This is a genomic window from Agrococcus sp. ARC_14, from assembly GCF_022436485.1.
GTDB lineage: Bacteria > Actinomycetota > Actinomycetes > Actinomycetales > Microbacteriaceae > Agrococcus.
In genome coordinates this window covers 1,330,030-1,341,200 of record NZ_JAKUDO010000001.1, presented here as the reverse complement: position 1 = coordinate 1,341,200, position 11,171 = coordinate 1,330,030, and the positions used below count along the sequence as shown (strand labels likewise).

The 11,171-nt window shown below is 72.0% G+C and carries 12 protein-coding genes; 6 read left to right on the top strand and 6 right to left on the bottom strand.

Translation table 11 applies throughout. The annotated features are described in order from the left end of the window. The first annotated feature begins 27 nt into the window (after positions 1-27). Positions 28-246, top strand: a complete 219-nt coding sequence (locus tag MKD51_RS06690; RefSeq protein ID WP_240239559.1) for a DUF3107 domain-containing protein — start codon at positions 28-30, stop codon at positions 244-246. Next, complete coding sequence (locus MKD51_RS06685) at positions 246-551, top strand: hypothetical protein (RefSeq protein ID WP_240239558.1); 306 nt, start codon at positions 246-248, stop codon at positions 549-551. The genes MKD51_RS06690 and MKD51_RS06685 overlap by 1 nt, the downstream gene beginning before the upstream one ends. Positions 552-678: 127 nt before the next feature. On the opposite strand, the gene MKD51_RS06680 is transcribed toward MKD51_RS06685, so the two are convergent. Next, positions 679-1,404: a ferritin-like fold-containing protein gene (locus MKD51_RS06680; protein WP_240239557.1), complete on the bottom strand. Its 726-nt coding sequence runs from the start codon at positions 1,402-1,404 to the stop codon at positions 679-681. 85 nt (positions 1,405-1,489) lie between these two features. Between MKD51_RS06680 and MKD51_RS06675 the strand changes: the two genes are divergently transcribed. Continuing rightward, positions 1,490-3,001 carry a DEAD/DEAH box helicase gene (locus MKD51_RS06675; RefSeq protein ID WP_240239556.1) on the top strand — a complete coding sequence of 504 codons (1,512 nt, stop codon included), beginning with the start codon at positions 1,490-1,492 and terminating at the stop codon, positions 2,999-3,001. Positions 3,002-3,332: 331 nt separating this feature from the next. Here the strand turns inward: MKD51_RS06675 and MKD51_RS06670 are convergent, their stop codons facing one another. Continuing rightward, complete coding sequence (locus MKD51_RS06670; protein ID WP_240239555.1) at positions 3,333-4,229, bottom strand: PHP domain-containing protein; 897 nt, start codon at positions 4,227-4,229, stop codon at positions 3,333-3,335. Positions 4,230-4,291: 62 nt separating this feature from the next. Here MKD51_RS06670 and MKD51_RS06665 point away from each other — a divergent pair, with 62 nt between their 5' ends. Next, complete coding sequence (locus tag MKD51_RS06665) at positions 4,292-5,326, top strand: endonuclease/exonuclease/phosphatase family protein (protein WP_240239554.1); 1,035 nt, start codon at positions 4,292-4,294, stop codon at positions 5,324-5,326. Between the two features lie 104 nt (positions 5,327-5,430). On the opposite strand, the gene MKD51_RS06660 is transcribed toward MKD51_RS06665, so the two are convergent. The 3 genes from MKD51_RS06660 to MKD51_RS06650 form a co-directional block, all read right to left on the bottom strand. Beyond that, a complete protein-coding gene (locus MKD51_RS06660; RefSeq protein WP_240239553.1) occupies positions 5,431-6,135 on the bottom strand; it encodes a hypothetical protein in 705 nt (234 codons plus the stop codon). Then, a complete protein-coding gene (locus MKD51_RS06655) occupies positions 6,132-6,926 on the bottom strand; it encodes an alpha/beta hydrolase (RefSeq protein ID WP_240239552.1) in 795 nt (264 codons plus the stop codon). Before MKD51_RS06655 ends, MKD51_RS06660 begins: the two co-directional genes overlap by 4 nt. 80 nt (positions 6,927-7,006) lie before the next feature. After that, on the bottom strand, positions 7,007-8,320 hold the full coding sequence (locus MKD51_RS06650; protein ID WP_240239551.1) for an MFS transporter: 1,314 nt from the start codon (positions 8,318-8,320) through the stop codon (positions 7,007-7,009). A gap of 57 nt (positions 8,321-8,377) precedes the next feature. On the opposite strand from MKD51_RS06650, the gene MKD51_RS06645 reads away from it, so the two are divergent. Together MKD51_RS06645 and MKD51_RS06640 are read left to right on the top strand one after the other, a co-directional pair. After that, a complete protein-coding gene (locus MKD51_RS06645) occupies positions 8,378-8,914 on the top strand; it encodes a winged helix-turn-helix domain-containing protein (protein WP_240239550.1) in 537 nt (178 codons plus the stop codon). Positions 8,915-8,961: 47 nt separating this feature from the next. Next, positions 8,962-10,425 (top strand): aminopeptidase P family protein, encoded by a 1,464-nt coding sequence (locus MKD51_RS06640; protein ID WP_240239549.1) that lies wholly within the window; start codon positions 8,962-8,964, stop codon positions 10,423-10,425. A 26-nt stretch (positions 10,426-10,451) separates the two neighbouring features. Here the strand turns inward: MKD51_RS06640 and MKD51_RS06635 are convergent, their stop codons facing one another. Continuing rightward, the gene (locus MKD51_RS06635) at positions 10,452-11,132 is read right to left on the bottom strand and encodes a LysE/ArgO family amino acid transporter (RefSeq protein ID WP_240239547.1); all 681 of its coding nucleotides are present in this window, start codon (positions 11,130-11,132) and stop codon (positions 10,452-10,454) included. Positions 11,133-11,171 lie beyond the last annotated feature (39 nt).

The window sequence follows — 11,171 nt, the reverse complement described above, 5'->3', positions numbered from 1 at the left end:
CGCATCCGTGTCGCTATCCTCAGGAGCATGGACATCCGCATCGGCATCAAGGACTCCGCGCGCGAGATCGCGTTCGACTCGGCGCAGACGCCCAAGGAGGTCGAAGACGCGGTGCTGGCTGCCCTCGACTCCGGGCACCTCGCGCTCGACGACGCGAAGGGGCGCCGCTACATCGTGCCGAGCACCGGCATCGCCTACGTCGAGATCGGCAGCGAGTCCACGCGCAAGATCGGCTTCGTGGCCTGATGCTGCCCATCCTCGTGCTCGTGCCGATGGTGATGGGCGCGGCCATCGGGCTGCTGGCTCGCTACCTGCTGCCGGGCCGCCAGTGGGTGGGGCTGTTCCTCAACCCGTTCGCCGCCGCTGCGGCCGCAGGCGTCGTCTGGACGATCGGCGCGCTCATGGGCGCGATGCCCGACAACGGCTGGCTCTGGTTCGGCAGCCTGGTCGCAGCGCTCGTCGTCGCGCTCATCATCCCGAGGGCGCTGCCGGGGCGGCGCGAGCGGGATGACGCTCGCTACCTCGCAGAGCTGCAGGCGAAGAAGGCCTGAGCCCGGTCTCGTGACGCCCGGCTGCGCCGGGCTCCTCGACCTGCGGGGTGACGCCCGGCTGCGCCGGGCTCCTCGACCTGCGGGGTGACGCCCGGCTGCGCCGGGCTCCTCGACCTGCGAGGCGAGCTCAGGCCGTCAGGCCGAGCTCGTCCATGCGGCGGGTGTGCGACGCGACGATGTCGTTGAACGCCGGCTCCAGCCGCTTCTGGCTCGGCACGGCGCGGCCGCGCTCATCCGGGCCGTTCACCGCCAGGTACATCTGCAGCAGCGCATCGCCCACGAGCCGTCGGCCCCAGACCGCCATGCGGTCGGAGAGCCGCGGCGTGCCGTCGATCGCGTCGCGCAGCAGGGTCACGAGGTGCGGGTGCGCGCTCTCGCCGCGCAGCGCACGCAGCATGGCGTCCTGATCGTCCTCGGGCAGCCCGGGCACGATCGCGACGAAGAAGTCCTCCAGCAGGCCGGAGACGACGTGGATGGCGAGCAGCTGCTCGTACCAGTCGGCGCCGTCCATCGCGCGCGCGAACTCCTGGGTCGACTCGATGAAGGGGCGCATCGCCGCATCCGTCTCGACGTGCTCGCTCTCGAGGATGCGCCGGAACGCACCAGCACGACTCGCGTGGATGCGCACGACATCGGTGAGCGCGACGCGCTCCTCGAGCGAGGGCGCCTGCTCGAGCACGCGGCCGGCCTTCGCGACCAGCTCGAGCTCGAGCGCGAGCGCCTGGCCCACGAACGGCACGAGCGCCGGCCGCACATCCGAGAGCAGCACCCGGTCGCCGAGCACCGGCACCCGATGCTGTCGGAGGAGCTGGCGCGTCACGTCGCGCGGCGTCCGGTCGAACCACTTCACCACGGGAAGGAGTCTAGAGGCGGCGCGGAGCCTTCCGACGCATGCCGCCGGTAGGATTGCCGGAGCATACGAACAGGCGGAACACTCCTTGACTTTCCAAGACCTCTCCATCGACGCCGATATGGTCCAGGCGCTCGCCGACCGCGGCATCCTCGAGCCCTTCCCGATCCAGACCCAGACGATCCCCCTCGCGCTGTCCGGCCAGGACATCATCGGCCAGGCGAAGACCGGCACCGGCAAGACCTTTGCCTTCGGCCTGCCCCTGTCGCAGCGACTGGGCGCGACGCCCGAGCCGGGCGTGCAGGCGCTCATCGTCGTGCCCACGCGCGAGCTCGCCGTGCAGGTGACGGAGGATCTGGAGCTCATCACCTCCAACCGGCCGACCACGGTCGTCTCCATCTATGGCGGCAAGGCCTACGAGGGCCAGATCGACCAGCTGAAGGCCGGCGCCCAGATCGTCGTCGGCACTCCCGGTCGCCTCCTCGACCTCGCCAACCAGCGCATCCTCGACCTCTCGAACGTCAAGGAGATGGTGCTCGACGAGGCCGACCGCATGCTCGACCTGGGCTTCCTGCCCGACGTCGAGAAGCTCTTCTCGCTCGTGCCGGCCGTGCGTCACACGATGCTGTTCTCGGCCACCATGCCGGGCGCCATCGTCGCGCTGGCGCGCCGCTTCATGTCGCGCCCGCTGCACATCCGTGCGACCGATGTCGACGAGACCATCGCGCAGGCCAACATCGAGCACATCGTCTACCGGGCCCACGCGCTCGACAAGGACGAGGTGATCTCGCGCATCCTGCAGGCCGAGGGGCGCGGCAAGGCCGTCGTCTTCACGCGCACCAAGCGCGCGGCCTCACGCCTCACCGAGGAGCTCATCGACCGCGGCTTCAACGCCGCCGCCGTCCACGGCGACATGAGCCAGGAGGCCCGCGAGCGCGCCATGGCGCAGTTCAAGGCTGGCAAGAAGGATGTGCTGATCGCCACCGACGTCGCCGCCCGCGGCATCGACGTCGACGACATCACGCACGTCATCAACCACACGCTCCCCGAGGACGAGAAGGCCTACCTGCACCGCGTCGGTCGCACGGGCCGTGCCGGTCGCACCGGCATCGCCGTCACCTTCGTCGACTGGGACGACCTGCACAAGTGGGCGCTCATCGATCGAGCCCTCGAGTTCAACAGGCCCGAGCCGGTGGAGACCTATTCCTCCAGCCCGCACCTCTACACCGATCTCAACATCCCCGAGGGCGTCAAGGGCCGACTCACGACGACCCCGCCCAACAAGGAGGCCAAGCGCGAGGGCGTCGCACCGCGTGCGCGCGGCGGCGAGCGCAGCGGCGGCGAGCGCGGCAGCGACCGCCCCGGCACCCGCTCTGAGGGTGATGGTCCGAGCCGTCGGCGCCGCGGCGGCCGCGGCCGCTCCGGTGGCGAGGAGCAGACGGCGGATGCGTCGACGCAGTCGAGCGAGCAGGTCGAGGGACGCGGCACGCACGACGGCGGTGGCAGCGAGCACCACGATGGCAACGCCGCCCCGCGGCGTCGTCGTCGCCGTCGCTCCGGCGGCGGTGGCGGGGCTGCGCCCCAGGCCCCGCAGGCCTGACGCAGCGCCAGCCAGACAGCACCGAACGGCCGTCCCGCATCTGCGGGGCGGCCGTTCGCTGTGCGGCCGCCTGCCGCCGCATCCGCTGGGCTCCCTTCCAGGATCGAGTGGCCACCTCTGGCATCGAGTGGTCACCTCTCGGTTCGACTGGTCACTTCCAGCATCGAGTGGTCAGCCTCCGGCCCGGAGCGTCCAAGCTCGAGGAGCGAGTGGCGACCGCTGACCCTCGGCCGCGCAAGCGACCACTCGATCGCGCAAGCGACCACTCGATCGCACGAGTTGACACTCGCGCGCAGAGGTCGACGTGGCGGGCTGCACCGCCCGCGGTGCGTCAGGCCGGCAGCACCGGTGCCCAGCCGGTCGAGCGGCGCACGATCTCGGCGACCACGGCCGGCTCGGTGGTGTGCTCCCCCAGTCGGTTCGGCTTGCCGGAGCCGTGATAGTCGCTCGAGCCGGTCACCAGCAGGCCGAAGCGCTCGGCGTCGGCCAGCAGCTGCCGGCGCGAGGGCGCGTCATTGTCGCGGTGCCACACCTCGACGCCCCCGAGCCCAGCCGCGACCAGGTCGCCGAGCACGCCCATCCGCATCACGGGCCGTCCGCGGGATCCCGGGTGTGCGAGCACCGAGACGCCGCCGGCGTCATGGATGATGCGGATCGCCTCCTCGGGTGCCGGCGCCATGTGCGGCTGGTAGTAGCCGCCCTGCCAGTGCAGGATGCCCTCGAACGCGGCGGAGCGATCGGGCACGATGCCGAGCGCGACGAGCGCGTCGGCGATGTGCGGGCGGCCGATGGTCGCGCCCGGCGCCGAGTGCTGCTCGATGTGCTGCCAGGTGAGCGGGTAGTCGCGGCCGATGGCGTGCACCATGCGCTCCGCGCGGTCGATGCGGTCGTGACGGATGCGCTCGCGCTCGCCCGTGAACGCCTCCGATGCAGGGTCGAGCAGGTAGCCGAGCACGTGCACGCTCGCCGGCCCGAGCTGCGACGAGAACTCGACGCCTGGCAGCAGCCCGATGCCGACCTCGCGCGCGACCTCGCTCGCCTCGCCCCAGCCTGCGACGGTGTCGTGGTCGGTGAGCGCGACGACCCCGAGGCCCGCGGCCGCGGCCGCGCGCACGACGTCACCGGGAGCGTCCGTGCCGTCGGACTCCCGAGAGTGCAGGTGGAGGTCGGCGGGGCCGGCGGCCGCCCAGTCGAATGCTGTCGTGTCCGCTGCCCCGACGTGCTCCATGCGGCCAGACTACGCGCGCGCGCCGACAGGCCAGACCACGGCGGATCGCCTACGCTCACAGAGTGCTCGCGATCCTCGGCTGGCTGCTCGCCCTCGTCATCGCGGCGTGCCTGACGGTCGCCGCGTGGCCGCAGGCGTTCGGCCTCGAGCAGGCGCCGATCATCGCTCAGGTCGTCTCGATGCGCATCGGCGTGGTGGGGATCGCGCTGCTGCTGCTGCTCGTGTTCCTGTGCTTCGTGGGCTGGAAGCGCGTGCGGCCCTTCGTGCTCGGCGTCGTGTCGCTGCTGCTGGTCTTCGCGCTCGTCTCGAGCGGCATCCACGTCTCCCGCGGCCTCGACACGAGCCAGACGATCGGCGCGCAGACGATCGAGGGCAGCGACGACCTCGTCGTGCTCACCTGGAACACCCTCGGCGATGTCCCCGGTGTCGACGAGATCGCCCGCGTCGTCGACGAGACGGGGGCGGATGCGGTGATGCTGCCCGAGACGACGCTGCAGCTGGGCGTCGGCGTGGCAGAGCTGCTCAGGGAGGTCGGCAAGCCCTACTGGGTGCTCACGAATGGCTACTCCCCCGCCTACGGTGCGCTCAACACGACGCTGCTCATCTCTGCCGAGCTGGGCGAGTACACCGCCGACCGCGAGATCGGCGGCACTCGGACGCTCCCGACCGTGGTCGCACGCGCGACCGACGGCGAGGGTCCCGTGTTCGTCTCGACCCATCCGGTTGCTCCCGTGCCGCAGCAGATGCGCAACTGGCGCGCGGATCTCGACTTCGTCGCGGGCCTGTGCGACGGCTCGGAGTCGGTCGTGATGGCCGGCGACTTCAACTCGACCGTCGACCACTGGTGGCAGTACCGCACCGAGCTCGAGGGCGGCGGCTTCGGCGATCTGGGCGTGTGCCGCGATGCGGCCAGCGCGGTGGGCGCCGGCGCGGTCGGCACCTGGCCCACATGGGCGCCGCCGTGGATCGGCGCGAACATCGACCACGTGGTCGCGACCCCCGACTGGACGCCGGTCGCCGCGCGCGTGCTCACCGGCCTCGACGACTCCGGCACCGATCACCGGCCCGTCGTGGTGCAGCTGCGCCAGACCGGCTGAGTCGAGCCCGCTCGTCGCCGCCCGCCTCCAGGAAGCGAGGCGGGTTCTTGCAGATCTGGCGTGCCAAGACTGCAAGAACCCGCCTCGATCTGGGCGCGCTGGCGTCAGCGCGTCAGCTCGTCGATCGCGGCCAGCACGGCGCGGCCGGCCTCGGCGGTCGCCAGCGGCCGGAAGTGCCCGTTCGCGCGCAGCCGCACGCCGCGGATGCCCTCTGGGATCTGGTTGTCGGGGATGTGCGGGTCGATGTCGGGCAGCACCACACGGATCCGCAGGTCGGCGCTGCGCTCGGCCGCGAGCGCCAGCAGCCGCTCGTCCGTCGGGTCGAACTCACGGATCGCAGCGTTCCGCAGCAGCCGCGCCCTGCTCGAGCCGGCGAACGGCGTCGCGAGCGCCACGAGCCCCACTGGCTGCGGCAGCTCGGGCTCGAGCGCCCTGTCGATGAGCAGCCGCTTGCCGCTCAGCCCGCCCTTCGAGTGGCCGACGAGCACGAGCTGCGCGTGCGGATGCGCCGCCGCGACGCGGTCGACTGCCTCGCCGACGAGCACGGCTGCCTCGCGCACCGGCAGCAGGTGGCGTCCGAGCTCCGGCACGAAGTGCACCGCGTGGCCCGCGGCCGCCAGCCGCCTGCCGAGCGGCTCCATGAACGGCCATCGCTCCACCACGCCCTGGATCAGCACGCAGTGCACGCGCGCGCCCGGCATCCCGAGCGGCCGCGGCGGCGACGGGTCGATCGTCGACCGCACATGCATGCGCGCCGCGAAGGCGTAGTCGCGCGCCCACACCCCCACCTCGCGCGCCGTGAGCGTCATCGCGCGAACTCCTCGAGCATCTGCGAGACCGGCTCTGCGCCCGTCACCATCGCCTCGTGTCCGCGATCCTCGGCGACCCGCAGGCGCCCATCCGGCAGCGCAGCGACGACCTCGTCCACCCACGCGGCGGGCGAGACGCGATCCTCCTCCCCGCGGATCACGAGCGTCGGCTGCTCGATGCGCGGCAGCAGGGGGCGGATGTCGTGCCCGAGCATGGTGCGGAGCTTGCGCAGGTACCAGCGCGGCCCGGCCTGCGCATAGAGCCGCGCGCCGATCGCGGCGACGATCGGTGGATCGTTCGCGAGGTCCTGCAGCAGCCGCATCGCCTGCTTCCACCCCGAGCGCTCTGCCGGATTGACGGTCGGCGCGATCAGCACGACCCGCTCGACGAGCTCGGGATGCCGCACGGCGAGCTCCGCGACGACCTGCGTGCCCATCGAGTGGCCGACGGCGATGCACGACCCGGGGACGAGGCTGCGCAGCGCGTCGGCCACGAGGTCTGCCAGCGCAGGCATCGGCAGCGACTCCGTGGGCTCCGGCGATGCGCCGAAGCCCGGCAGGTCGAGCGCGACGACCTCGAAGCTGCTCGTGAGCTTGTGGCGCAGCAGCCCGAAGTACTGCTGCCCCATGCCGATGCCGTGCACGAGCACGACCGTGGCGGCGCCCGGCTTCGGCCACCGGTGCACGATGACCGTGTGGTCGCCCTCGGAGTGCGCAGCGGTCACCGCGCCCGCTGTGCCGTCGGCAGCGGCGCGCCAGTCGGCCAGGCTCGCTCGCTCACGCTTCCCCATCGCTCCAGCGTATGGCCGTCGGCCCGGCCGCAGCCCCGTCGCTGCAGCCCGGCGCTGGACCCCGGCTCGGGCCTGCCGGCTCAGTGCTCCGCGTCGGGCAGCTGGCGCATCGTCCAGAACGGCCCGATCACGACGCACAGCGCCGACAGCAGCTGCCCGGTGGCGCCGATCCACATCGTCGGCACGACGCCGAGCCAGGTGCCGAGCCCGCCCGCGAGCAGCGCGGCGATCGGCATCACACCCCAGACGCAGAAGCGCACGGATGCGTTCATGCGGCCGAGGAGGCGCGGCGGCGTGATGCGCTGTCGGAAGGTGACCTGCGTGATGTTGTAGAGCAGCACGGTGAAGCTGCCGACGAACAGCTGCGCGACCAGCAGCGGGAAGGCGACGGCGGGGAAGGTGGCTGCCAGCGGCAGCAGGCACGCGATGGCGCCGAACGCGATGGCGCTGACCGGGATCGCCCTGGCCTCGCCTAGCCAGCGCACGATGTGCGGGGTCGCTGCCGCCCCCGCGAGGCCCCCGATCGAGCCGAGCGAGAAGATGATGCCGAACGCCTCGGGGCTCAGCCCCAGCTCGCGCAGCAGGAAGATCGGCAGCAGCGTGAACGACATCGTCGAGAAGAAGTTCGAGATGCCGGTGGTGCCGACGATCCGGCGCAGCAGCGGATTGCCGAACACCCAGCGCAGCCCCTCGCCGATCTCGTGCAGCACGGGCGCACGGTCGTCGTCGGCTCGCGGCTGCTCGTGGTCGCGCGTGAGCAGCAGCGCGACGAATGAGGCGACGTAGGTGCCGACGGTGGCGAAGATCGCGAAGGGCGCGCTGATCAGGCCGATGAGCCAGCCGCCCAGCGCCGGCCCGCCGATGTTGGCGAGCTCTCGCGTGGCCTCGAGCTTGCCGTTCGCCTCGGCGATCTGCTCCCTGCGCACCAAGGAGGGGATGATGCTCTGGTACGACACGTCGAAGAAGACGGTCGCGACGCCCACGACGAGCGCGACGGCGTAGAGGTGCCACATCGCGAGCACGTCCGCCCACCACAGCAGCGGCAGCGCCAGCAGCGCGACAGCGCGCACCGCATCCGCCCAGATCATCACGCGGCGCTTGCGCATGCGGTCGATCCAGGCGCCGGCGGGCAGCCCGACGACCAGGAATGCCGCGACGCCGGCGGCGTTCAGCAGCCCGACCTCGAACTCGCTCGCGTGCAGCAGCAGCACCGCGAGCACCGGGATTGCGAGCTCGGTGACCTGCGAGCCGACCTGCGCGAGCGCCTGCCCCGACCACAGGGTGAGGAAGTTGCCGTCGCGCCAGAGCGAGCCGGGAGCATTGCGCACCGCGGCATGCGCTGCGCGCTCGACCGACGGCTCGACTGCCGCGGCCGGCAGCTCTGATTGGGACATGTCAATCAGTATGAGCCAGCGATTGAGGAGTGTCAATCGCTCGCGTAGGGTGGTCGCATGGGCGATGAGCGGATCGAACTGCGCTCCAGCGAGCAGGACGCCGACAAGCAGGCCATGGCGCGGGCGCTCAGCTCGCCCCTGCGACTGCGCGCGCTGCGGCTCTGCGCGTTCGAGTCGCGCACGAACAAGGAGCTCGCCGAGCTGCTGGGCGTGAACCCCGGCACGATGCTGCACCACGTGCGCACGCTCGTGCACACCGGCTTCCTGCGCGCGGATCCCGAACGCACCGGCACCGGCGGTGCGCGCGAGGTTCCCTACCGCGCGACGGGAAGATCGTGGAACACCCCGGTGCCTGGCATCGCGCCGATTCTGCTCGAGACCTTCCTGCAGCAGGTCGACGGCATCGCGCCCGACGAGCATCACGTCTCCTGGATGGGCCTCAAGCTCGACCCGCAGCACCGCGAGGAGTTCGAATCCAGGCTGTCGGCCCTCCTCAACGAGTTCAAGGACCGCGGCCCCGATGCCGACGGCGAGTCGCTCGGCGTCTTCACCTCTGTCTATCCGGACCGCAACCCACCGTCGGGCTCGGCCTGACGCATCCGCGCATCGCACCTCGCCGCAGCGGTGCGAGAATGGCCCGCATGACCGACTCCGCGACGACGCAGTCCACCACCAACCGCTCCACGACACCCACCTCGTCGGCGTTCACCGAGCACATCCAGACAGGCTGGGCAGAGCGAGACGGCTCGACGCCCCCGCCCCGCGCCGCCGCGGCCTTCGCGGCCGCCCGCCGTGCGCGCATCGCTGCGCTGCACCCCGGCGTGCGGCTCGTGATCCCCGCCAGCGGCCTGAAGGTGCGCTCGAACGACACCGACTACCCGTTCCGCGCGCATCCCGACTTCACCTACCTCACCGGCTGGGGGTCGGATGCGGAGCCCGACTCGGTGCTCGTGCTCGAGCCCGTCGCCGGTGACGAGGGCGGCGCGGCCGAGCACCGGGCCACGCTCTACTTCCGCGGACCAGCCGGTCGCGGCACCACCGAGTTCTACGCCAACCCGGCGATCGGCGAGTTCTGGGTCGGCCCGCGGCCCTCGCTCGCGCACGTGGCCGCCGACCTGGGGCTGCAGGTGGCCGACCTTGCCGAGCTCGACGCGGTGCTGGCGGCGGCGGGCGAGGTGCTCGTCGTGGCGGGCGCCGACCCGACGATCGAGGCGCAGCTGACCGGCGCGAACCCCGACGGCGACGTGCTCGCGCGCGACCTCAGCGAGCAGCGACTGGTGAAGGACGCGCACGAGGTCGCCGAGATCCAGGCGGCGGTCGACGCGACCGCGCGCGGCTTCACCGACGTCATCGCCGATCTGCACGCCGCCACGCAGCACGAGCGCGGCGAGCGGGTCGTCGAGGGCGCCTTCCATCGACGCGCCCGCCTCGACGGCAACGCGGTCGGCTACGACACGATCGCCGCCAGCGGCCACCACGCCTGCTACCTGCACTGGACCCGCAACGACGGTCGGGTGCTCGACGGCGACGTCATGCTGCTCGACGCCGGCGTCGAGGTCGACAGCCTCTACACGGCTGACATCACGCGCACGCTGCCGATCTCCGGCACGTTCACCGAGGTGCAGCGCCGCATCTACGAGGCGGTGCTCGAGGCGGCTGACGCGGCGCTCGCGGTCGTGCGCCCCGGCATCATCTTCAAGGAGGTGCACGCCGCAGCGATGGCGGTCATCGCGCACAAGACCGCCGAGTGGGGCGTGCTGCCGGTCGCTGCGGAGGTCTCGCTCGAGCCCGACCAGCAGCTGCACCGCCGCTGGATGGTGCACGGCACGAGCCACCACCTGGGCCTCGACGTGCACGACTGCGCGGCCGCCCGCAGGGAGTTCTACCACGACGGCGTCGTGCGCGAGGGGATGGTCTTCACCATCGAGCCCGGCCTCTACTTCCAGGCCGACGACCTCACGGTGCCGGAGGAGTTCCGCGGCATCGGCATCCGCATCGAGGACGACATCCTCGTCACCGCCGACGGCGCCGTGAACCTCTCTGCCGCCATTCCGCGCACGGCCGACGAGGTCGAGGCGTGGATGCGCGAGGTGCGCGCGGGCTGACCTCCGGCACCGCCGACAGCGAGGCGTCAGCCGAGCACGAGCGTGACGGCGATCACGAGCATCACGACCGCGATGCCGCCGTCGAGGATGCGCCAGGCGCGCTCGGTGCGCAGCAGCGGCGCCAGGTAGCGCGCGCCGTAGCCGAAGCCGACGAACCAGAGCGTGCTCGCGGTGACGCCGCCGGCGAGGAACCACCAGCGGGCGTCGCCGTGCGTGCCGGCGACCGAGCCCATCACGACCGTCGTCTCGACCAGCGCGTGCGGGTTGAGCCAGGTGACGGCGAGGATCGTGAGGAGCGTCGCCATCCGCCCGCTGCGGGTGCGGGTGGCAACGGTGCCGGGGGCCGACGCGGTGCTCGCGCTCGGCGCTCCACCCGCATCCGCAGGCGCGTCCGGTGCGGCCTCGAGCGAGCCGCCGCCCCGCCAGGCACGGCGTGCGCTCAGCAGCGCGAAGCCGACGATGAACACGGCGCCGGCCCAGCGAGCGAGCGTCTCCAGCCACGGATGCGCGGTCACGAGGGTCGCGACGCCCGCGACACCGACGGTCTGCAGGATCGCGTCGCTCACGACGCAGACGAGCACCACGATCCCGACGTGCTCGCGTCGCAGACCCTGCCGCAGCACGATCGCGTTCTGCGCGCCGATCGAGAGGATGAGGCCCAGGCACAGCCCGAAGCCCGACAGCAGCGCGACGATTCCCTGTTCCATGTCATCGACGCTACGGTCGTCGCGATATGCAGTCCAGCG